We start from the raw sequence: 22,098 nt of genomic DNA, 5'->3' as shown, positions 1-22,098 counted from the left end.
CGATCCCGAAACTTCGGGATCGCAGGTGGAAGATCGTGTCAGGACAGGCCAATGAAGACGGAAAATCGGAGAACAGCATTGATTACCGGCGCGGGGTCGGGCATCGGCAGAGCGACGGCATTTGCCTTCGTTCACGAAGGGTATGCCGTGAGCCTGCTCGGTGATGATCTCAATGACGTTACACCCGTCGCCGCCGAAATCGAGCGCCTTGGCGGCGTTGCCCACGCCGTTAAGGCCGACATTTCCATAGAGATGGAAATGCAAAAGGCGGTCGCACAGACCGTGCGCACTTTCGGAAGGCTCGACGCGGTGGTCGCCAATGCCGGCATAAATGGGGTCTGGGCTCCGATCGACGACTTGGCGCCGGATGAGTGGGATCGCACGATTGCCGTCAATCTTCGGGGAACATACCTGACGATCCACACGACCGTGCCGCAGCTCAAGGCTCAAGGTGGCGGCTCCATCACCGTCGTGTCCTCGATCAACGGCACTCGAACGTTCACTACCCCTGGCGCTACTGCCTACACAGCGACAAAAGCCGGACAAGTGGCGATGGTGCAGCAACTCGCATTGGAACTTGCTCGGCATCACATCCGCATCAACGCGGTGTGTCCCGGCGAGATCGACACCAACATCGAGCATAACACCTCCCTTCGTGGCGAAGATGAGACCGCCATTCCGGTCATCTGGCCTGAGGGCCAAGTGCCGATTACAGGCGGCAAGCCGGGCCGAAGCGAAGACGTTGCCAACATGATCGTGTTTCTGGCGTCCGACAAAGCTGGCCATATCACTGGGTCACCAATCTGGATCGACGGCGGCCAGGGACTCCTGCGATGACCGAACTGACACGTCGATACAAATGGGGGCCGTCACTCACGTCCGGTGGCGGAAGCGGCTTCCGGCTTTGGGCACCGTCCGAGGAACGTGTTTCCCTCCGAATTGGTGATCGAAACCTTCCGATGCAGGCCGCCGGAAACGGCTGGTTCGAAGTCGAAATCCGCTCGCGTCCCTTTGGCGAAGTCTACGGGTTTATTCTTGCGGACGGCACCGTCGTTCCCGACCCGGCCTCGCGACATCAGGTCGACGTCCGGGGACTGTCAACTCTGGTCGATCCGACCTCCTATCAATGGAGGCACTCACATTGGAAAGGCAGACCTTGGCAAGAAGCTCTCTTCTATGAGCTTCATATTGGCACTTTCACGCAAGAAGGCACGTTTCGATCGGCGATGGAGCGGCTGGCTTACTTGGCAGATATAGGTTTCACCGCGGTCGAGGTCATGCCGCTCGCCCAATTTCCGGGCGAGCGAGGATGGGGCTACGACGGCGTCTTCCAGTATGCCCCCTTCAGCGGTTACGGATCACCGGATGACTTCAAGGCGTTCGTCGATGCCGCGCACGGCCATGGACTGATGGTCTTTCTCGACGTGGTCTACAATCATTTCGGACCAACAGGCAATTTCCTCTCCAGCTATGCGCCGGATTTCTTCCTCGAAGACAACCCGACGCCCTGGGGGCCAAGGATCGCCTTTGCAAGCGAGCCTGTGCGGCGATTCTTCATCGAGAACGCAATTTACTGGCTGACCGAGTTTCACCTCGACGGCTTGCGTCTCGACGCCATCGACATGATTACAGATCCGAGCGAAACCCATATCCTCGAAGAATTGTCGGTCGAGGCGTATGCGTCGGTTCGCGATAGGCAAATACACTTGATCACCGAAAATCCGGCAAACGGCACGGACCTGATGGCGTTACGACCAGACGGCACTCGCCTGTTCAAGGCCGACTGGAACGATGACTTCCATCATGCCCTTCACGTTGCTGTGACAGGAGAAAGCACGGGGCACTATGCGCCGCTGTCGGACAAACCCTGGGAGAAAACGGCAAATGCGCTCGCACACGGCTACATCATGGATGGCAAGCGAATCCTCGACGTCGATCCGCCACCATCTTCATCGCTGCCCACCACCTGTTTTGTCCATTTTCTTCAGAACCATGATCAGATCGGCAACCGCGCTCTCGGAGACAGACTGCACACGAGCTTAGACCAAGACTTGTACGCGGCGCTCGTGGAGGTCTTGGCCCTTTCGCCGCAAGTGCCGTTGTTTTTTATGGGCGACGATCATCTGAGCACGCGGCCGTTTCAATTTTTCACCGACTATGAAGGCGAGCTTCGCGCGAACGTCTGGGCAAATCGTGAAACTGAGGCGAGAAATTTCGGCGGGTTCCCGGCAGATTTCGGACCCGAAGACATTCCCGATCCGTCTCGTCTTTCGACGTTCGAGGACAGCAGGATCGACTGGGTTGAAGCCGATAGACCAGAGGCCGGCGACTGGCGCGCTTTTCTCAAGAATCTCTTTCGTGTGAGAGCATTCCAAATCGTGCCCATCATCGGAAAACGAATGTTGGGCGGCACGGTCGTCAAATCGCCGGAGCGTTGCCTGTTCGTCGACTGGCGACACGGCCAGGGCACTCTTCATCTGCGCGCAAATCTTTCGGAAGATCGGATCGAAATCGCCCCAGTGCCAGGCGTGGAAATCTATTCGGGAAAGAGGTCGCAAAGCCATGGATCACTGGACGGATATAGCGTTCGAGTGTGGAAATCGACTTCGGAGACTTGAGAAGATCAATGCCCGTCGGCCCCAAGGCCTGGAAGGAAGACACGGCAACGATGTTCGAGATTGGTGTCAACTCGGGAGCTTCACAATCGCCCAGAAGGCGGCGGTGTCGGACATGTTCGAAGTCCAGGCCGCCAAGCTCGAAGTCCAGAACGGCAAGAGCGAGAAAATCAAGGCATTTGCGAAAGACATGGTCAAGGACCACAGCGCAAGCACCGACAAGCTCAAGGCCGCCTCAGCGAAAGAGGGCGTCATATTGCCAACTGGGCAGGATCCCGAACGTCAGCAAAAGCTGGCCGCCCTCAAACCCTTGAGGGGCGTTGAACTCGACGCTGCTTACGCCTCTACGCAGATCTCGGTCCGCACGGCAGCGGTAGCGCTAATCGACGCCTATTCCAAGGATGGCAAAGGCGGTGCGCTCAAGGCATTCGCCCCCAAACTTACCCGGTGATTCACCAGCACCTCATTCGTATCCAAGGTTTGAATTCCGGTGAGTAATAGCTCGCTGCGGATGAGCGCATTGCTCGTTCCCAGCAGGCGCGAGCTTGGTACGATTTCGCACGCGGAACTGCCCGGCATCGCCTGCATTGAGTCCGTGAATACGACCAGATTTCTACGCAAATCGGTCACCACGCCCGACAGCACGATCGCAAACACATCGCCGCGAGCCGCTGGGACGGGGCGGAAAAACATGTCGAGGGGCGCCCGTCGCCCGCGCGGCTCATTGAAGCGACGCGCCGTGCGTTTTGGGTGACTCTGAAACGCACGGTCGCGACAACGATGCAAGGCCACCGCGCCCAATTCGAGCCGAACGAGAAGTGTGACGATTGCGACGTGGCCACCGGCATCAATGAATATCTTGCAGCTCGGCTTTGCGGCATGTCAGCCGCAAATGCTCAAGATCATGCAAATCGAGCATGTCCCATGGCACCGCTTTCTTGCTGGCAGACCTGGTCGCACCGATCGCGCTCAGAACCGCGCGGCCGATGGCAAGTGCAGACAGCCGTTCAAAAAGGCTGTAGGCGCCGACGTGATATTCGACGACGTAAACATCCGCGCCGCGCGCCTCCGCCCTGATTTCTTCCAGGCGCCCGACTGCCTTGCCCTCCAGGTCACGGACCTGTCTTCCCAGTAGCAGCTCGAGGTGAACTTCATTCATGATTGGCCTCCCGGGATCCAGCTTATCACGTGCCGTTTCAGCCAATCCTGAAAGTGCTCCAGTGGCGTCTCGCGTCGATCCACATCCAGTTCGATGTCGACACCAACATTTCTCACTTTTATCCACGGCACGCGAAAAGCTGTTGCCGCAGGCTCCAGGCCTGCCGCCTTGCGAAGCCAAAGCATTAAGCGATGCGGCCGGCGCCCCAGCCGTCGCGACAGCGTCAAACTGCCCATTTCGATGAAGGCGACCCTCGGCGCGTCGCCATCGGAGATGCTCAGGACGATGCCGTCCGCCTTGCCGATGCGATTTTGCTCTCTGTCGACCAATTGCTTGTCGAGCACGTCGCGGATCAGAAGCATGTCATCCTCCGAAGATTTGCAGGGGAAGAGTTATGAGGGCGACGATGAACGACAGGCCGATGATGACCAGCACGGCGGTATTGCTGATCCATCCATTGCGATGATCTCCAACGAAATTGCGGTCGTTCATCAAAAACAGGAACGGAACCACGCCGACGGGCAGGGCCAGGGCCGTGATTGCCATTGAAAAGATCGTCAGCTGCAGGGGATCGACGCCGATCGCGATCGGCAGGACGGCGATAGTGATGAAACCCGTATAGACCAGCGCGAAGGCCGGATCGGTCCTCGGCTTGGCATCTTCCGACCAATTCCAGCCGAAACCTTGGGCGACCAGATAGGCCTGGCCCAGGCTTGCTTCGAGTGCAGCGCCGAAACAGGTAATGCCAAGCGAGGCCGCGAACAGGTAGAAGCCCCATTTGCCCAAAGACGGGGTCAGGATCGGTGCGATCTGGTCATATCCTTGGATGTCTGTGATGCCACGCGGCGGATAGACGAGGGCCGCTACGATCAGGATTGCGGCTGCAATGACGGCGCCAAAGCTCATCCCTAATGTCGCGATAACACGATTGGTGCCGAAGAAACTCTTATCCCATTTTTCTTCAATAGCGCCGGAGGAGTAAAACAGAAATAGGAATGGCGCTATAACTGCTCCAAGGATGCTGACAGCGATGAAACCATAGTGCAGCGGCGCGTCGTGCGGCAGCGTCGGCACCAGGCCTTTAGCCACCTCCAGCCAGGGCGGGTGCATGACAAACACCCCCACCACGAAACACAACGCCACCAAGCCCAGGATGGCGACGCCTTCCTCGATCATGCCGAACGTGCCCTTCCAGAGGAGAAGCCAGACGGTGAAGGCCACCGGCAAGGCCCACCATTGAAAACCGACACCGCTGACGAATTGCAATGCCAGCGCAACGCCGCCGATCTCCGACGCGAGCACGAGCAGATTGACAATCGAAATGATCAGCAGCGTGAGCAGGAAATAGTTCGAGCCGAAGCGTTCCCTCAATCCATCCGCAACGGTATGATGGCTGGCAATAGCAAATCGCCCCGACATTTCAATCAGGAAGACGAGGCAGACCGTGCCGATGACAATGGCCCAGAGCAGGCTGAATCCATAGGCTGCTCCGGCCTGGGCCGACGTTGCGATCTGGCCGGTCTCGATAAATCCCCCGACACTGGTGACGATCCCCAGCGATATTTGGAGCAGCTTTTTCATCCGTCCGGCCGATAGGTGTTTCGTAGCTTCGCCTCGTACTGATGAAGCGCCGCGAGATGCTGACGACCTCGTTCAAAACGATCCTGACCAACCTCGCCGTACGCCGCGGCGATTAGCCTATTGAGTTGAAGAACACTCGCTCTGGCATCGCCAAATCTCGACGTTTGCGGGAGCTGTGACGAAAGGTTTGAAATCTCCTGCTGACATCGCTCCAGTGCGAGATCGGTGAAACCCTTTGGAACTTCGGCCCCAAGACGACCGTCGAGGATCATCTCCGCAGTGGCACTCCATGAAAGAATTCCGTCCATTTGCTTGTCGAATTGATCATCTTGGCTTGAGCACGAAGCAAGCCATAAGAACAGGAATGAAGACAGAATTTTTCTGGAATCCGACCGGCATCCGCTCGCAATTCTTTTCCACACCATTCCAGATCTCGTGAATTCGGACGCCAATAAGCTGTGGAACCTCCGAACCTTTAGGTAGCCGGTACAGGCGGTACTTGGCGAAAAACTTTGGAGCAAAATGCACCTGCCAAATCTCAGAATATTGCGCTGACACGCCAATTCAGACACGAGTCAACTGGTTGTCGCCTCCTAAGTTCCCAAGCGAAATAACTCACGATGCCGCGCCTTACTGAGATTGCCGGATTGGCGGTTCGAAATGTTGAAGACAGAACTTTTCCTATCCCAGGTTGCCGGCGGAGCGTAATCATTCCCACTCATCGACAATAAGACGGAAAGGGAGGATCTCGACGGGAGCGTCGTGCATATCGCTTACCGGTTCCAGCAGGGCGGATTGGCCGCCTGCTCATGCCGTGTCAGTACCAGCTTGATCGAAGACGTGCGAAGCGATTCCACAAAGTCGAGATTTGCCTCGCCTGGAATTCCGAAAACATACTCGACACCTTCGTTCTCCAGTGCACGAACGAGAAGGTCTGATCCTTTGGCCATAGAGTATCTCCTTTTCGTACATCATGCTCTCGGGAGTGCCGTTTTTAAACCTCTTAGCTTCGAATCGTGGCCAAAGCTAACGCCATTAACGGCGTGGAAAGAGCCCGGCCGACGGATCACTTCTCGACAAAGGCAGCCAAACCACTCGGATGTCGAAGGCAGTTCGCATGCCGCGAAGCGCTGTGCTACGGAAGGCCGTCGAATCCGGATACGCAATGCTTCTCCAAGTTCAAAACGTCTACAAATCGTTCGAGACCGCGGAAGGCCCGCTTGAGGTCCTTCGTGATGTCTGCCTCGACCTGGAGGCCGGCCGAAGCCTTGCGCTCACGGGGGAGTCCGGCAGCGGCAAGAGCACCCTGCTTCATCTGATCGGTGGCCTCGATGCCCCGTCGCGCGGACGGATTTTCGTTTCCGGCACGGACATTGCGGGCTTAGGCGATGCTGGAAGAGCAGCGTTGCGGCGCGGGACGTTGGGGTTGGTTTTCCAGCAGTTCAATCTCATCCCTTCGCTGGATGTCGCTGCGAATCTCTCGTTTCATGCGCGGCTCGCTGGTGCGCACGATCACGCTTGGATGAAGACACTCGTCGATCGACTGGGACTGGACAAACTGCTCAAACGGTTCCCGGAGCAGCTTTCCGGCGGCCAACAGCAACGGGTCGCGATCGGTCGGGCGCTTGCAGGACGTCCGAAGCTCGTGCTTGCCGACGAACCGACGGGCAATCTCGATGAGGCGACAGGCGATGCGGTGCTCGATCTCATGTTGGAACTCGTTGCCGAGCGGGGCGTGAGCCTGCTGATGGTGACCCACTCGCCTCGACTGGCGCAGAGGCTTGATGCCCGAGTTCATCTGAGGGGAGGCAGCATCAGCTGATGTTGAGGGCCAGTCTCGATGCGTTGTCTTCACATTGGCGTCGGCATCCGATGCAATTCGTCGTGCTCCTGCTCGGTCTGTCGCTTGCGACCGCCCTTTGGTCCGGGGTCCAGGCGATCAACGCGGAAGCGCGCGCCAGCTATGACCGCGCCGCCGCCATGCTCGGCGGTAACAGACTTTCGCAACTGGTGACAAAAGACCGGGAACTGTTCGACCAGGATCATTTTATCGCATTGCGCAGGGCAGGGTGGCTCGTTTCGCCGATTCTTGAGGGTGATCTGAAAATCGGTTCAACCACCGTGCATCTGATCGGCATCGATCCCGTGAGCATCCCGACTGATGCAAATGTCGCCTCGGTCGGCAGTGGTGCCGACCTTTTGCCTTTCATCACACCGCCTGGGGTCATGTATGTAAATTCCGCCACGGCGAAGGCCCTTGCCGAGCGGACATCGGCGGCGCTTCGTGTTGATGAGAGCCTGCCGCCCGGGACCGCGCTCGTCGATATCGGTATCGCCCAGACGCTTTTGGACCATCCGCTGCGGCTGAGCCGCTTGATCGTCGCAGACCATCAGCCTGCGGGGCGCGGTAGGCTTGAAGACGTCGCGCCGGACCTGTCCTTGCAGGCTCCCGATCCCCAAGGGGACCTGACGCGCCTGACCGACAGTTTTCACCTCAATCTCACGGCTTTTGGTTTTCTTGCCTTCGCAATCGGGCTGTTCATCGTCTATTCGGCGATCGGCCTGGCTTTCGAACAACGACGCTCGACATTCAGGACGCTTCGCGCGCTCGGGGTTTCGGCGGCGGCGCTGACAGGGCTGCTGATTGCCGAGCTGCTGGCGGTCTCGGTGTTTGCCGGATTGGTCGGCGTCGCGCTCGGTTACTTGATAGCCTCACTACTGCTTCCCGGCGTTGCCGCCACGTTGCAGGGCCTCTACGGAGCGACGCTGCCGGGCACGTTAACGCTTAGGACTGAATGGTGGGTGGCTGGGCTCGGCATTGCGGTTCTCGGCGCTCTCGGGTCGGCGGGACAAAGTCTCTTGCAGGTTTGGCGAATGCCCCTGCTTGCGCCGGCGCAGCCTCGCGCATGGGCGGTGGCCTCGGGCCGAACCAGGCAGATGCAGGCCGTGGCAGGCGCTCTCTTACTGACATCAGCCGTCATGCTCGTGCAGTTCGGATCGGGACTGATCGCGGGTTTCGCGGTCCTTGGGGGGCTGCTGCTCGGATCGGCACTGCTGCTGCCGGTCGCGCTCTCTCTTGTCCTGGCCGCCTTTGAGGCATTGGCGCACCGACCTCTTCACCAATGGTTTTGGGCCGATGCACGCCAACAGCTTCCCGGCCTGTCCCTGGCACTGATGGCCCTGCTGCTGGCCCTTTCGGCCAATGTCGGCGTCGGCACCATGGTGGCGAGTTTCCGCCTGACATTCGAGGGTTTCCTCGATCAACGGTTGGCCGCCCAGCTCTACGTCACCGCGCGCACCGAAAAGGAAGCGTCCGCGTTGCGCGCTTGGCTCGAGGGCCGGGTGGACGCGGTTCTTCCGATCTGGAGCACGGATGGCAAGATACTCGGCCAGCCCGCGGAGGTCGTCGGCGTGAAGGACGACAGGCTATACCGTGAGAATTGGCGTTTGCTGTCCGGGGAACAGGACGCATGGGACAAGGTTGCCGCCGGAAAGGCCGCCCTTATTAACGAGCAGATGGCGCGCCGAGACGGTTTGCGACCGGGCGATCGGATCACGCTGCCGGCAGGCTGGCAGACGGAGGTCGCAGGTGTCTATTCGGACTACGGCAACCCTATCGGACAGGCGATCGTCGGCGTGGACGCGCTCGCGTCGCATTATCCCGATCTTCCGAAGCTGCGGTTTGGTTTGAGAATGGATCAAAGCCGCGCGGCAGCCCTGGCTCGGGAACTGCGGGCTCGGTTCGGCTTGCCCGCGCAGTCGGTGATCGATCAGGCGAGCCTGAAGCGGAAGGCGCTTGAGGTCTTCGAGACCACTTTCGCGGTCACCGGAGTGCTCAACGTCCTGACGCTCGGGGTTGCCGGCATTGCCATGTTCGCCAGCCTCATGACACTGTCCAGCATGCGGCTGCCACAGATTGCGCCCGTCTGGGCCATGGGCGTGACGCAACGAAGGCTGGTCCTGCTCGAACTTGCCCGCACAATCGGGCTGGCTTTGTTCACACTGCTGGCGGCGCTTCCGGTCGGCATAGCGCTTGCCTGGGTGTTGCTGGCGGTCGTCAATGTCGAGGCTTTCGGATGGCGATTACCGCTTTTCGTCTTCCCCATGGATTTGCTGAGGCTCGGCGTCTACTCACTCCTGGCCGCATTTCTTGCCTGTCTTGCGCCGCTGAGGCAGATGGCGAGGATCGCACCGTCGGAGCTTCTCAAGGTGTTTGCCGATGAACGCTAAAACGGTTCTAGTTTTCTGCGCCGCGATTGTGACGATGGTCTTCGGATCGAGCGCTCTCGCGCAGGGGTTCGCCGGACTTGGCACGGACGCCAAGGGCTTTAAGTCGCCGACGATCGGAACCCCCCTGCAGTTTCCTCGGGACTTTGGCGCACATCCGGACTTCAGAATCGAATGGTGGTACCTGACCGCCAACATCAAGGGAGATGACGGCAAAGACTACGGTGTCCAGTGGACTCTGTTTCGCTCTGCGCTCGCACCTACCGATAAGGCCGATTGGTCAAGTCCTCAGGTCTGGCTCGGCAACGCAGCGATCACGACACCCGACCACCACTATGTCTCAGAACGGCTCGCGCGTGGCGGCATTTTGCAGGCAGGCGTCACCGCATCACCGTTTAGCGCCTGGATCGATGACTGGAACATGACGGCGCGCGCCACTTCCGGGGAACCTCTCCCCGACGTCAGCCTCTCCCATCTCGATCTCGCGGCGAGCGGCGCGGAGTTCATGTACAAACTGGAACTCGACTCTTCGAAGCCGCTCGTCCTGCATGGTGACCGCGGGTTTTCGGTGAAGTCGGAAACCGGGCAGGCAAGCTATTATTATTCGCAGCCGTCCTATGCGGTCAAAGGCACGTTGAAATTGCCTGGCGGCGATGTCGCCGTAACGGGTCAGGCATGGCTGGATCGCGAATGGTCCTCGCAACCGCTTTCTCCGGACCAGTCGGGTTGGGACTGGTTCTCCCTTCATCTCGACAGCGGCGAGAAGTTGATGTGTTTTCGCCTGCGCGACAGCCGTGGCGGGTACACGTCCGGGACCTGGATCGCCGCAGACGGTACGTCAACGCCGCTGAAACAAGGAGAAATCAAATTAACGCCGCTCGGCACAACGACGGTGGCGGGCCATACCGTGCCGATCGAATGGAAAATCGACCTGCCATCGAAATCGTTATCGATCACCGCGACGGCCTTGAATAGAAAGGCATGGATGGCAACGAGATTTCCATATTGGGAAGGGCCGATTAGTTTTAAGGGAAGTCATCTTGGGTGGGGTTATCTGGAAATGACCGGTTATGATTGAGGCGCAAAGAGGGATGTTGACTGCTGTTGGCCCCAAGGCCGACATGTCCGCCCCATCGATCGCATTGTCGCCAGCAGACGTCAGCGTTGGTCTTTTCTCGCTCCCATCTAAACGCCGAGCAGGCCAAGCCGTATCAAGCTCTCGGCGGTGGCGGCAATTGCCTCTTCCCTCGATCGGGGAGCCCATCCAAACAAGCGCTCTGCCTTCTTGCCAGTCGCATTCATGTCGTAGTTCAACAGCGGCACGACCGCCTTGAGCTGTGCGTTCGTCTGACCGGCGATCCGCACCTGCTCGTCGGACCATACCTCCGTCGGCACTTTTCCGGCCTTTTCTCCGAAGCGTTGCCGCAGCAGTTCTGCAACTTCGATCATCCACAGGCTCTCGCCAACCGTGGCCAGAAACCGTTCTCCTTTGGCGGCGGGATTGGTCATGGCGTGAAGATGCAGGTCGGCCACGTCCCGCACGTCCACGCAACAGGAATTGACATTCAGGCATCCCGGCTGTCCGTTCAGCATATTGGTGATCAACCTGATGGAATGTGAATAGTCTGCACCCAGAACGGGTCCGTAGACGGCAACCGGATTGATTGCCGTGAGCTCCAGCCCTTTGCCTTCCCGAGCGATGAAGTCCCAGGCGGCACATTCCGAGAGGGTTTTCGACTTCTGGTAGGGTGCAACATTGCCGTTCAGGTCGCTCCAGTCGGTTTCATCGAATGGCCTGCGATAATCGGGCCGCCGCGAGCGCATCGTTCTGCCGCGTCTTCGAAATCGATCCCGGCACAGTTTGCGGAAAACGTCTCAACGAACTTGGAAATGGCGAGTGGGCGATGCCCAAGCTTGCCTCACTGCTGAGCGCTACCGCTTCAGGCAGTGCGAACATCGAAGCCTATGAAATCGACCTGCGGCGGCCGGGCCAGAAAACACGGCAGCTGGTCGTCAATGCGCGGACGCTCGATGACGGCGACATTCAGCATATTCGCCTGCTCCTGGCGGTCACCGACGTGACTGATAACGCCCTACGACGACCGGTTGCTTGACTGTGAGGAAGCGCTTGAAGACGACCTTCTCGCGCTGGTGGACAAGGCCTGCGACCACGGCCGGGACGCTGCGGAAGCCGCGGTTGCGATCACCAGTCTTGCTGACAACCTCATCCTGAAGCTTGCTGCAGAGGATGAAACGTCAATGCAGATCATGGCTGCGAAGCTTAAGCGGCCATAGCGAGGCTTTCGAGCCGGACAAGTTTATCCCGGCAACGGTCATTGAAGCCGGACGTCGCTCCAGGGGCTTCGTCAACATACATCGAATTCCCAAACCGAGAACAACTGGCACGAGCTTTCTTGCGGATTGGCTTGCTGATTGCATTGGGTCTGGCACGAGAAAACCGAAAAGATCGTCCTCGCCCGAGTGATGATCGGCCAAACGATGATCGTGTGTTCAGCCACGTTCCTGGAACAATTCCGCTTCTGGCATGTTGGGGCGAAGCGTCAACTTCAGGTTTTCATGCTCCACTTCAATCATACGCGCAGCTGCGAAGACCTGCGGCCGGATGGTTGGTATCAATCATTGAAAACGGCTCGGCGGGATGGATCTTCACCGCACCCGCACGACAATCCCGTTGAAAGGTGCCGATCCATGGCGATCGTTCTAACCTCCGCCATTCTCGTCGTCCTCGGACTGCTTCTGGGCGGTGGTGGGCTCTGGCTGGTGATACTCGGTGGCAGCCTCTTCTACCTGTTTGCCGGGGTCATGTTCATCGTCACAGGCATCCTGCTGCTCATGCGCAGGGCCGCTGCACTATCCGCCTATACGTTGCTCATCCTTGTGGCCTTCATCTGGGCCATTTGGGAGGTCGGCTTCGATTGGTGGCAGCTCGGCCCACGTGGGGGGATCATTATTCTGATCGGCCTTTGGCTGCTCACGCCATGGGTTTGGCGACCGCTGCTGCCCCGTGCCGGCAACGGCCGGATCGCCTATTGGTCGCTCGCCGCTATGGTGATCCTCTCGATCACGCTGGCCTTCTATTCGATGACCCAGGATCCGCATGATCGCATCGGCTCACTGCCGACCGATACGTTGGCGGCCGCCCCATTGGGCGGGAATGTGCCGAATGGCGACTGGCACCAATATGGCCGCACCCCGTTCGGCCAGCGCTACTCGCCCCTCACGCAGATCAATGTTGAAAACGTCTCCACCCTCAGGGAGGCCTGGCATTATGAAACCGGCGACGTCAAGCGCCCTGACGATGTCGGCGAGACGACCTATCAGGTGACACCGCTCAAGGTGGGCGACACGCTCTATCTCTGCACCCCGCATAACTGGGCCATCGCACTCGACGCCAGGACGGGTAAGGAGAATTGGAAATACGATCCTCATTCCGGCATGAATCCGGACCGTCAGCATCAGACCTGCCGCGGCGTGACTTACTACGAGGATCAAGCAACGCCCGCGGGCCAACCATGCAAACAGCGCATCTACCTGCCGACATCCGATGCGCGGCTGATTGCGCTCGACGCCGCGAGTGGCAAGGTCTGCACCGGCTTCGCCGATCAAGGCGTGCTGCACCTCGAAACCGGGATGAAATACAATCCAGCCGGCTACTATTATTCCACCTCGCCGCCGGTCGCCGTCGCGGGCAAGATCATCATCGGCGGCGCGGTCAATGACAATTATTCGACCCAGGAACAATCCGGCGTCATCCGCGCCTTCGACATCAATTCCGGCAAGCTGATCTGGAACTGGGACTCCGGCAATCCCGACCAGACCACGCCGCTGCCCGCAGGCCAGACGTATACGACCAATTCGCCCAACAGCTGGTCGGTCTTCTCGGTCGATGAGAAGCTCGGCATGATCTATATCCCGATCGGCAACCAGGTGCCCGACCAGCTGGGAATGAACCGCAGCGCCAATGTCGAGCGCTTCTCCTCCTCTGTCGTGGCGCTCGACATCAACAGCGGACAGTTGCGCTGGGTGCAGCAATTCGTCCACCACGATCTCTGGGACATGGATGTGCCGGCTCAGCCCGTGCTTCTCGATCTGAAGAAGCCGGATGGCACGACGGTGCCGGCGCTTGTCGCCTCGACCAAGCAGGGCGATATTTATGTGCTCGACCGCCGCTTGGGCCAGCCAATCATTCCGTTCAAGGAAATCCCGGCACCGGGTGGTGCGGTCAAGGGCGATCATACCGCACCGACGCAGCCTATCTCGGACCTGACCTTCTCGCCGCCGCCGCTGCGGGAGAAGGATATGTGGGGCGTCACGCTGTTCGACCAACTCGCCTGCCGCATCAAGTTCCATCGCTATCGCTACGAGGGCCGCTATACGCCGCCTTCGCTTCAGGGAACGATCGTCTTTCCCGGAAATTTCGGCACGTTCAATTGGGGCAGCGTCGCGGTCGATCCCGAGCGGCAGGTAATGTTCGGCATGCCGACTTATCTCGCCTTCACCTCGCGTCTCGTGCCGGCATCGGAAATCCCGCCGAAGGGGCAGGGGGAGAAAGGCAGCGAGCAGGGGCTCAACCGCAACACCGGCGCGCCCTACGGCGTCTATATGGGGCCTTTCCTCGGCCCACTAGGCATCCCCTGCCAGGCGCCGCCATGGGGTTATGTCGCCGGCGTCGATCTGCGCACAGGCAAGATCGCCTATATGCACAAGAACGGCACCGTGCGCGACATGACGCCCTTGTCGCTGCCATTCAAGCTCGGCGTTCCCGGCATTGGTGGACCGATGCTAACCAAGGGCGGTGTCGTCTTCCTCGCTGCGGCCGTCGATGACTACCTGCGCGCTTATGATATCACTTCGGGGCGTGAGCTCTGGGAAGCCCGGCTGCCGGCCGGGGGGCAAGCGACGCCGATGACCTATGCGACCAGAGACAATAAGCAATACGTCATCATCGTCGCCGGCGGGCACGGCTCGGTCGGCACCAAGCCTGGGGACTATGTCATTGCCTATACGCTGCCTTAGCCGAGGCGGCGTTCAGCTCGATGTGGTTCCGAGGCGCTATGGGTTCGGCGAGGTCCCGGAGAGGATGGAAGTGGCACGCTTGGGCCGGTATGGAGACAAGCGGAACTGTATGAGGCGCCGTCGGGGCGGCCTTAGAACAGGAAATCGGCCTTCGACAAGTCGTGAAAGTTGACGTGGTCAAGGGTCAGCACGTCGCCGTGCCCGAAGTCGAGCACAGCATCGCCGCCGTTCTCATGCATGTGCCCCTTTAGATCGCCGAAGCTGCCGAACCCCTTCATCACGCTGACATCGATGTTGTCGTGATCGTTGCCGGACGCCTGGAAGTCGGTGAACTCGTCGGCATCGAATCCCGTGGAGAAGATGAAGACATCAGCGCCGCCGCGGCCCGTCAGGACATCGTGGTCCAAGCCGCCGGAAAGCTGGTCTGATTGGCTGCCACCCTTCAGGTGGTCGTCTCCGACATTGCCATCGATGAGCCCGTGGACCACGCCGTATTTGCCGTCGTAGAGGTCATCGCCCGCATAAAGATCGATTTTGCCGTCGACGATTCCCTTGTTGATCACAGTATCGTCGCCATAGAAGGTCTGGATGCCACAAGCCTGGCCACTGATGGTGCCGGTGTTTGCGATGGTCACGGCGCCATCCAAATAGCCAACAACTCCAATACCTATACCCGCTCCCCCGGAGATCGTGCCGGAGTTGTGCACATCTGCGGTCCGGGTGCCGAGATCGAGGCGATATGCGGTCGCGTTGATCGTCCCTGTATTGGTAATCGAAAGATTTTCGCCGCGGGCATCGATTCCCCAATAAGAATCGATCTCACCGTGGTTGGTGATCACCGGGTGGCGTCGCCTTAACCGACTGGTTGGGATCGATTTGATATTCGGGTTTTCATGACCGAAGCCCCATCTGTCCACTTCAGACGCCACCGCTTTCCCGCTGAGATCATTGCCCATGCAGTGTGGCTCTACTATCGATTTCCGCTCAGCTTCCGCGACGTCGAGGATGTGTTGGCGGAGCGCGGCATCAGCGTCTCATTCCAGACCGTCTCGGAATGGGCTACTAAATTCGGGTTGAAGTTCGCTTATCAGCTCAGACGGCGCTCAAGAGGCAACTTTGCCGACAAGTGGCAGCTCGATGAGATGGTGGTAACGATCAAGGGAAAGAAGTACTGGCTGTGGCGCGCCGTCGATGCCAACGGTTACGTCCTCGATGCCCTGCTGCAAAGCCGAAGGAACAAGGCAGCAGCCCTGCGTCTGATGAGAAAGCTGCTCAAGGACCAGGGTACTACCCCGCGCGTGATGGTGATCGACAAGCTGCGGTCCTACTCGGCCGCGAAGGTCGAACTGATACCGGGCGTCGAGCATCGCTCGCACAAGGGATTGAACAACCGAGCAGAGAATTCCGATTTGCCGCTACGGCGGCGAGAGTGGCGAATGATGCGCTTCAAGTCCGCGCGACAATGTCAGCGTTTCGTCTCAACTCACGGCCAAATCGCCAATCTGGTTCTTCTTCACCGCAAATGCTTGACCGCCGCCGATCATCGCCAGCTTCGCACCCGCGCCATCTCGACCTGGCGGGAAATCGCCTTGTCGCTTCATGCGTGAAACTCAGGCCGAAGATACTACCGCGTCTCAAGCTTCGTTAAGGCGACGCCACCTTGCCGATCACAGGGGGCAACGAGATGACCAATCTTGATCGATGGCTCGCGCCGCTGAGAGGACCAGGGAAACGGGTTTGGGAATGGCTGGAACGGCTTGGTCCGCTCCTAGCATTCTTTGTGGTCGTGGAAGGCGCATTCAAGGCCTCACACTTCCTTTTCGGCGAGACGACAGACGTGTTTTATCTCGCGTGGATCAAACGCAATCTCGCCTGGTTCGTTCATCGGGTTGGTGTTTCTGGTCATACATTGGGTCCGGAGCTTTCAGGAGTCGTGGAATGTTGTCATCCTCGTTGTTCCGGCATTTTTCCTGCTGGCGACCCTGATGACCTTGAAGGGCATCGAAGCACAGCAACGAATGGAGATGATCGATAAAGGAATGTGTACGCCGCTCTACAAGATTGATCCGTTTCACCCACACGGCTTTGACCAGTTGCCCAGGAGATCAGCTCCTCACCCGTGAAGCCGCAGACACGAGCGGAGGCAGGTTCGGCCGCTCTGGCCTCGAATGGGCATAGTGCCGTTGCGGTGTCTGGCGCACCACAACTCCGGCGAAATTTTCATGGCTGTGTCTTTCCCGCACGAGCCCCTGTGGCATTCGGTGATGGCGTTGACGCAATGAAAAGCCCATCGCCGAGGGGCTGGCGATGGGCTTCTTCATCGCTCGGCTCTCGGGGGGGCGTTGGAGCCGAGCATCAACTTGGCCGCATAACAGCCAAGGACTTGGAATGTTCCGAAAGTGTCTTGTCCCGGCGTGAGGTGTAGTACGGTGCGATATCAATTGGCCGCCATAGCGGGGACGCGTTGGAAGAAGAACCTAACATCCCAATTCGGGTTGATGGTCTGAATAGTGTTGATAGTGTCCTGCTGCCGTGCCGTTGGCACCACGGCTCCGCGCTGAAGCACGACGAGGCAGATGCCCTTGCTTCGCGTCGCCAGACGTGGCGATGGAGTGAGTACCCCGTCAACGTCCATGCCGTAGTCGTATGCAACGGGCGTGACTTCGCCCTGCAAATAGAGGTTTACCTGCATCAGCATACCTTCCCCGTGGGTTTCATGGTTTATGCGATGCTGGGCTAAATGTCCGGTAGCGGACAATTCTGTGTAGCTGCTTCGGATGGTGATGTCGAACAAAAAAGGCCCGTACCGGCGGACGGTGCGGGCCTCAACATTTACCCGGTGCGCGAGGGGGGGCGAGCGGAACCGGGAGCAGTGCGTAGGGGACGCACAAATTAATAATCGGCGGTGGGCTGTATAGTTCCGCTCAAAGTGCAGGCATCGTTAATAAAGTATACGTCAAAATTGATTGCCCAGTCTGACACTTCCCCGCAAGAACTACACTGCCACCGGAGACTTTTCCGCATGTTTGTGCGTTTACGGTGAGAACAATCGCGAGGAAACAAACCATGGCAAGAACCGTGATCTATCCGACTATACAAAGGACGAGCTGACCGCCCTCATTGACGAAGCCACTAACCTGCGCACCACCAAATTCGAGGGTGATGCCGATGAGCTGAGAGTCGAACGCGAAAAAGAACGATTACAGCGCGAAATTGACGAAGACCGCGTCGGCATCGGCTCGACTGTGACCAGATTGTAAGAAAAAAGGCCCACCCCGGGAAGGGACACGAGATGGGCCAAAATCTCGACCCGACGACTGGGAGGAACGTCGGGGTGGGTGTGTCGGGGAACACGTGCTTGTAACGCGCTTCCTCTCGGCTGGTTCCGTGGCCACAAAAGAACGCGCCTCATTAGATACCCACCGTATGGGGCGGAAAGGGCGCCGATTAGGATTGATCATGCAGACTAGCGAAATGGTCATTCGTGAGGTGCAGCTGGCGAGCACGCGTGCTTACACGGAGGCGGACCTTTGAACTGGCTCATCGGCACGGAATGGCTCAATCCGTGTCTGACCGAATTCTTTTCAGGCAGGCGGAATAGGGAAACATCTTAACCCGTTATCTATATCGTAACTTAGGAACAATCGGGGGCAGATTGTCATGAGATGGATTTCGCGCAGGGAACATGAGGCCGCAATTGACAGGCTTCAGCGACAAATAACATCCCTCCAACAGGAGCTGTCAGAAAGCCGTCGGGCCATCAATGAGGTCGCCCTCACAATTGCGAAGCGAAAGCGCAAGCCTAGGAAGGAGAAGCCCGCAGCCCGGCGTGTCGAGGGAAACGTCATCATCGCCAGCTTTGGCCGCAAGTCCGATTAATTGTCGTTCGCCGACCCTATCTGCCGATACCCAGCCTGCGACAAGTGGACATTTTCGCCCACGTGCAAAATCCATTCCTTGATGCTGGCATGAACCAAGGCGCCCTGAATCTCGCTCAAGCAAATCCCTCGTCGATGCCGTAATCGATGATTTCATCGACTGGGATGCTGTCGGTCATTCTGATCATCCGGCTAATTGCAGCAACACCGGATCTCAAATGAGGGTGCTGTCGACGGCTCGCCTAGATGCACGGGATCCTTTTCGACGCCAGAGACAGCAGCACCGCCCCTAGAACTCTTTACGGTGCTTCGGCGAATTTCAAAAGCCCGGCGGCAGCGAGATCATCTCTCACATTAGGACTTATGATGCCGCGTTGAAAGCAGAGCTTTATATCGCTGAGAATTTCTGGCGCCATGTCCTCTGGAACAATGATCGGCTTCACCTTGTTGGCGTGGATAGCCTCGCGCCCGACACCTGAGCACCTGTCATCGCTGAGCTTGTCAATGCGGTGGTCAAGCGCCTCCGCAGCGACATTAGCAACGGAAGCCACACGGGCCGCTTCTAACCCAGCGGAGCTATCCTGATACCGACGAGCGGCAACTCTTGATTCGACATAAGCTGCGGCAGCGACGACGATGACGGCGACGACCGCGATTTTGAGATACATGAACTGGTTTCCTGTGAGCAACGATAACGCGCTCATTTCAGGCCGAAGTCCAGTTAATGCTTGGTAACGGCCGGCCGTCGCGTCGGGTCACATCGCGCGAAGCTCTATTAGCAAGTTGGCTTCATAGGCCTCCGAGCTTAGAATACATGTGGAGTCCCTGATCTTGGAAATAGCTTTCAGTGTCGAGTTTCGAGCGACTGCCACGCGAGTTTTGCCGCCCGAAACAAGAGCTAACCACAATTCTCGAAGTTGGATTTCCAGCGTCTGGATAGGCGTTGGGTCAATACCACGCAACGATGAGAAGGTGCGCGACTTCGATATAAAGTCAGCACCGGCATCCAATATCCGATCAGCATCGGCATCGGCCCCGTGCCTGACTGCGAATTCCAGAAATGCAAGTGACATTTCGAGCGGCTTGTCCATGCGCACGCCTCAGAGAAAACACGACATGGAAGACTAACAATACAGTTTCGTCACAGTTCCAGCAAAGGCACCCACCCTCAGATCAAATGGGCCATCAAAATCATTTTAGACTTTCCACAAACTCAATTGCCAATCTGTTCAGATACGGCTCGACACGGTCAGCGCAGACAAGGCGATCAGCGAAACGAAGATGTAGACGACCAGAAATAATGGGTGTTTCGTTGACATCTGATGCAGTTTGACGACGTAAGCGGGCGGCCCCGGAGGATGGGACCAAACTGCGTTAGCTTTTGAAAAAATCGCCCGCATTCAGCATACCGCGCGAGTGCGCCGCGCAAGCTCGATCCACACAATAGCCTTTCCGACACCAAACGTAGCAAAATTGCGTCTCCTGACTGCGAATGTGCGAAACCGTACCGTTCGACCAGATTTGCTGTGTTTGGAACCACCGAAGCGGAACCTGAACAGACCCGCCAGTTGAGCAGCCAAGAACCCCTCCACAAGTTGGTCTTTTGTACGGTGCCGTACCCTTCCTTGTAAACTCGATGGCTGCCGCCCACCTTGTCGACATCATCGGCACGTTCAAAGGGCGTCGGTGGCGGGAAGGTAGCGCCTTTCGCCCCAGGATAGGAGGACGCTCATGTCTTTCCCCATCGGCAGCGGCATTCTCACCCCGATTGAATTTGACGTCGTTCACCGAGTGTTCTCGGAAATCTCATCACAGCAATGGTTCACCGTTTCTTGCGACAGGCGCGAGCAGTTTGCTGTCCTCGTCATGGATTCATATCGAAAAGGAATAATGGATCCGGACACACTTGAAGAATACTGCCGTAACATCGCATTCACGAAATTCGGAAACGGTGGGTTGCGGCATTCATCCATATCTACTTCGGAAGGATCGTAATCTTGAAAGAACACAAGCGTCACGAAGTCGGTGCCCGCGGACCGGTCGTGTCAAAAAATGCAGATTCCAGCCAAGCTTCGTCGACCAAGAGCGACAGCGGCGCGACACCCGTTCGTAATGACGAGGCGATGAAGGCAGAGCGGCCGATTGAAACATCGGATCGCGAACAACCACCGCCCGTAGCAGGTACCGCAGCGATCGAGGATGCGACTAAGCTGGAAGGGGATCAGCCTTAAGTTTTACCGGCGCGACCAGTAAACCTAAAATATCGTCTCGAAAATCTCTCCACTCAACCTTTGACGTAAAAATATAAATTCTTATTTTGCAACGTTATTCTCTAGGCTGCGTCAGAAACGTGGGACTAATAAAAGCCCGCAAGGAAAATATTGTGAACCATTTTATGAAATATACTGTCGCAGCAACGCTCGCTACAGCTTGTCTAATGGGCTCGAATGCCAGCTTCGCTGGAAACAACAATAACAATGACGGCAGAGTCAATCCGCGTTCGGGATTCAATTCCAATAGTAGCAACGACCACGACAGCGATGTCACGATCGATCGAATGGAAACCGGCTCTGTCACGTGCGATAGAAACGCTGCGAATTCCCAAAATTGCGACAAGGATGGTCGGGATGTGACGCCAAGCAAGAACACTGGCTTGGTCGGTGGCGCTGTCGCTGGCGCTGTCGTGGGCGGCCCGGTCGGTGCAGTCGTCGGTGGTGTCGCAGGATACACGCTCGGCAAGGACGTCGATCGGAATCATGAGCCCCGCAAAGTCATTCGCAAGCGCGAATATCAGGAATAGTGTTCCAAATGTCCGATGGTTGGAGCCCGCCCCTGTGGCGGGCTTTCGCTATGAGATGTGCAAGCGCTGCGACCTGACGTAGCTACAACGCGAGGCTGGGCCGCGAATAGGATCGATGCCGCGAGAAGGCATGACAGGATAAGTCCCCGCGACACCCTTGGTGATCGGGCGAATCGCGCTGCAGGCAAAGTTTTGTGTAGCAGCGTCAATGAGGCAGATGCTTGCCTGGTTCTTGCTAAGCCACTCAACTCCAGGGCTCTTGACTCATTGGCGATGACGTGAACAAAACAAGAACATAGCTCGGCACGGAAGGAAATGGCAATGTCTGACAAATACGAACCAATCGGCCCCTATTCCCAATATAGCGAGCACATGACCGAAGCTGAGTACGACAGGATGAAGGCACGAGCGCCGGAAGTCGCTGCAATGCTCGACAAGGCTGAGGAGGAATGGAACGCATTCGTCGCCACTGCCAGCGACGAGGAGATTGTTCGCGCCTACTTGGCCTCCCGTGTCATTCTCTGGCAGAAACTGCCCTATGACTGGATGGATATGGACATCGAAGACCTGGACGACATGGATCTGATTGATTATCCGGATGAAGTCCAGAAGGCCTACGAGCGAAGGCGCGCCAATCCTCATCAGCGGGCGATGTTCGAGCGTGACTATGACCGTGGTGAGGACTTAACCGAGTGGTACCTAGCGGGCCTGCGCGAACGGCATGGAATTCAACCCCCCAAGCTCAGGCTTGTTAAGCAATAGCTTGATTGTGGCGGCCTCTTGTACGGCAATGGCCCTTTC

General features: G+C 57.9%; 22 protein-coding genes and 4 pseudogenes. 16 read left to right on the top strand and 10 right to left on the bottom strand.

Annotated elements, in window-relative coordinates; translation table 11 throughout:
- Positions 1-51: 51 nt before the first annotated feature.
- From AC1DYF_RS13540 to AC1DYF_RS13530, 3 genes are read left to right on the top strand one after another with little or no spacing between them, the layout of a single operon-like run.
- A complete protein-coding gene (locus AC1DYF_RS13540) occupies positions 52-837 on the top strand; it encodes an SDR family oxidoreductase (protein WP_477877249.1) in 786 nt (261 codons plus the stop codon).
- Complete coding sequence (treZ, locus tag AC1DYF_RS13535; protein ID WP_477877248.1) at positions 834-2,618, top strand: malto-oligosyltrehalose trehalohydrolase; 1,785 nt, start codon at positions 834-836, stop codon at positions 2,616-2,618. Before AC1DYF_RS13540 ends, treZ begins: the two co-directional genes overlap by 4 nt.
- Entirely contained in the window at positions 2,563-3,066 is a 504-nt protein-coding gene (locus tag AC1DYF_RS13530) for a DUF4142 domain-containing protein (protein ID WP_477877247.1), read from the top strand. Before treZ ends, AC1DYF_RS13530 begins: the two co-directional genes overlap by 56 nt.
- A 396-nt stretch (positions 3,067-3,462) precedes the next feature.
- Here the strand turns inward: AC1DYF_RS13530 and AC1DYF_RS13525 are convergent, their stop codons facing one another.
- The 5 genes and pseudogenes from AC1DYF_RS13525 to AC1DYF_RS13505 form a co-directional block, all read right to left on the bottom strand.
- Positions 3,463-3,774: a PRC-barrel domain containing protein gene (locus tag AC1DYF_RS13525; protein WP_477877246.1), complete on the bottom strand. Its 312-nt coding sequence runs from the start codon at positions 3,772-3,774 to the stop codon at positions 3,463-3,465.
- Positions 3,771-4,136 carry a hypothetical protein gene (locus AC1DYF_RS13520; RefSeq protein ID WP_477877245.1) on the bottom strand — a complete coding sequence of 122 codons (366 nt, stop codon included), beginning with the start codon at positions 4,134-4,136 and terminating at the stop codon, positions 3,771-3,773. Before AC1DYF_RS13520 ends, AC1DYF_RS13525 begins: the two co-directional genes overlap by 4 nt.
- A 1-nt stretch (position 4,137) precedes the next feature.
- Positions 4,138-5,355 (bottom strand): Nramp family divalent metal transporter, encoded by a 1,218-nt coding sequence (locus tag AC1DYF_RS13515; RefSeq protein ID WP_477877244.1) that lies wholly within the window; start codon positions 5,353-5,355, stop codon positions 4,138-4,140.
- Complete coding sequence (locus tag AC1DYF_RS13510; protein ID WP_477877243.1) at positions 5,352-5,780, bottom strand: hypothetical protein; 429 nt, start codon at positions 5,778-5,780, stop codon at positions 5,352-5,354. The genes AC1DYF_RS13515 and AC1DYF_RS13510 overlap by 4 nt, the downstream gene beginning before the upstream one ends.
- A 372-nt stretch (positions 5,781-6,152) precedes the next feature.
- Positions 6,153-6,305 (bottom strand): annotated as a pseudogene (locus AC1DYF_RS13505) (thiamine pyrophosphate-binding protein); the annotation flags it as partial.
- A 215-nt stretch (positions 6,306-6,520) separates the two neighbouring features.
- On the opposite strand from AC1DYF_RS13505, the gene AC1DYF_RS13500 reads away from it, so the two are divergent.
- From AC1DYF_RS13500 to AC1DYF_RS13490, 3 genes are read left to right on the top strand one after another with little or no spacing between them, the layout of a single operon-like run.
- Positions 6,521-7,177 (top strand): ABC transporter ATP-binding protein, encoded by a 657-nt coding sequence (locus tag AC1DYF_RS13500; RefSeq protein WP_477877395.1) that lies wholly within the window; start codon positions 6,521-6,523, stop codon positions 7,175-7,177.
- A gap of 50 nt (positions 7,178-7,227) precedes the next feature.
- Entirely contained in the window at positions 7,228-9,585 is a 2,358-nt protein-coding gene (locus AC1DYF_RS13495; protein WP_477877242.1) for an ABC transporter permease, read from the top strand.
- A complete protein-coding gene (locus AC1DYF_RS13490) occupies positions 9,575-10,660 on the top strand; it encodes a lipocalin-like domain-containing protein (protein ID WP_477877241.1) in 1,086 nt (361 codons plus the stop codon). The genes AC1DYF_RS13495 and AC1DYF_RS13490 overlap by 11 nt, the downstream gene beginning before the upstream one ends.
- Positions 10,661-10,767: 107 nt before the next feature.
- Here the strand turns inward: AC1DYF_RS13490 and AC1DYF_RS13485 are convergent.
- Positions 10,768-11,379, bottom strand: a pseudogene (locus AC1DYF_RS13485) (NAD-dependent epimerase/dehydratase family protein); the annotation flags it as partial.
- A 14-nt stretch (positions 11,380-11,393) separates the two neighbouring features.
- Here AC1DYF_RS13485 and AC1DYF_RS13480 point away from each other — a divergent pair.
- The 3 genes and pseudogenes from AC1DYF_RS13480 to AC1DYF_RS13470 form a co-directional block, all read left to right on the top strand.
- Positions 11,394-11,669 (top strand): annotated as a pseudogene (locus AC1DYF_RS13480) (PAS domain-containing protein); the annotation flags it as partial.
- 19 nt (positions 11,670-11,688) lie between these two features.
- Positions 11,689-11,877, top strand: coding sequence for a hypothetical protein (locus AC1DYF_RS13475; protein ID WP_477877240.1), 189 nt, complete (start codon positions 11,689-11,691; stop codon positions 11,875-11,877).
- Between the two features lie 414 nt (positions 11,878-12,291).
- Positions 12,292-14,619: a glucose/quinate/shikimate family membrane-bound PQQ-dependent dehydrogenase gene (locus AC1DYF_RS13470; protein WP_477877239.1), complete on the top strand. Its 2,328-nt coding sequence runs from the start codon at positions 12,292-12,294 to the stop codon at positions 14,617-14,619.
- A gap of 131 nt (positions 14,620-14,750) precedes the next feature.
- Here the strand turns inward: AC1DYF_RS13470 and AC1DYF_RS13465 are convergent, their stop codons facing one another.
- A complete protein-coding gene (locus AC1DYF_RS13465; protein WP_477877238.1) occupies positions 14,751-15,575 on the bottom strand; it encodes a calcium-binding protein in 825 nt (274 codons plus the stop codon).
- On the opposite strand from AC1DYF_RS13465, the gene AC1DYF_RS13460 reads away from it, so the two are divergent.
- Positions 15,513-16,226, top strand: coding sequence for an IS6 family transposase (locus AC1DYF_RS13460; RefSeq protein WP_477877237.1), 714 nt, complete (start codon positions 15,513-15,515; stop codon positions 16,224-16,226). The two genes, AC1DYF_RS13465 and AC1DYF_RS13460, sit on opposite strands and share 63 nt — an antisense overlap.
- 77 nt (positions 16,227-16,303) lie before the next feature.
- Entirely contained in the window at positions 16,304-16,654 is a 351-nt protein-coding gene (locus AC1DYF_RS13455; RefSeq protein WP_477877236.1) for a hypothetical protein, read from the top strand.
- A gap of 402 nt (positions 16,655-17,056) precedes the next feature.
- Here AC1DYF_RS13455 and AC1DYF_RS13450 read toward each other — a convergent pair whose 3' ends face one another.
- A complete protein-coding gene (locus tag AC1DYF_RS13450) occupies positions 17,057-17,413 on the bottom strand; it encodes a hypothetical protein (protein WP_477877235.1) in 357 nt (118 codons plus the stop codon).
- Between the two features lie 172 nt (positions 17,414-17,585).
- Here AC1DYF_RS13450 and AC1DYF_RS13445 point away from each other — a divergent pair, with 172 nt between their 5' ends.
- Positions 17,586-17,879: a hypothetical protein gene (locus tag AC1DYF_RS13445; protein WP_477877234.1), complete on the top strand. Its 294-nt coding sequence runs from the start codon at positions 17,586-17,588 to the stop codon at positions 17,877-17,879.
- A gap of 917 nt (positions 17,880-18,796) precedes the next feature.
- Here AC1DYF_RS13445 and AC1DYF_RS13440 read toward each other — a convergent pair.
- Entirely contained in the window at positions 18,797-19,165 is a 369-nt protein-coding gene (locus AC1DYF_RS13440; RefSeq protein ID WP_477877233.1) for a hypothetical protein, read from the bottom strand.
- 87 nt (positions 19,166-19,252) lie between these two features.
- Positions 19,253-19,588 (bottom strand): hypothetical protein, encoded by a 336-nt coding sequence (locus AC1DYF_RS13435; protein WP_477877232.1) that lies wholly within the window; start codon positions 19,586-19,588, stop codon positions 19,253-19,255.
- Between the two features lie 640 nt (positions 19,589-20,228).
- On the opposite strand from AC1DYF_RS13435, the gene AC1DYF_RS13430 reads away from it, so the two are divergent.
- The 4 genes and pseudogenes from AC1DYF_RS13430 (at position 20,229) to AC1DYF_RS13415 (ending at position 22,059) form a co-directional block, all read left to right on the top strand.
- Positions 20,229-20,492, top strand: coding sequence for a hypothetical protein (locus AC1DYF_RS13430; RefSeq protein ID WP_477877231.1), 264 nt, complete (start codon positions 20,229-20,231; stop codon positions 20,490-20,492).
- Positions 20,493-20,494: 2 nt separating this feature from the next.
- Positions 20,495-20,728 carry a hypothetical protein gene (locus tag AC1DYF_RS13425; protein ID WP_477877230.1) on the top strand — a complete coding sequence of 78 codons (234 nt, stop codon included), beginning with the start codon at positions 20,495-20,497 and terminating at the stop codon, positions 20,726-20,728.
- Positions 20,729-21,144: 416 nt separating this feature from the next.
- Positions 21,145-21,273, top strand: a pseudogene (locus AC1DYF_RS13420) (DUF1236 domain-containing protein); the annotation flags it as partial.
- Positions 21,274-21,618: 345 nt separating this feature from the next.
- The gene (locus tag AC1DYF_RS13415; RefSeq protein WP_477877229.1) at positions 21,619-22,059 is read left to right on the top strand and encodes a hypothetical protein; all 441 of its coding nucleotides are present in this window, start codon (positions 21,619-21,621) and stop codon (positions 22,057-22,059) included.
- The last annotated feature ends 39 nt before the right edge of the window (positions 22,060-22,098 follow it).

It is taken from the genome of Rhizobium sp. P2_G9 (assembly GCF_056403475.1).
The sequence above is the reverse complement of the archived record's forward strand: the minus strand, read 5'-3'. Positions and strand labels throughout refer to the sequence as shown.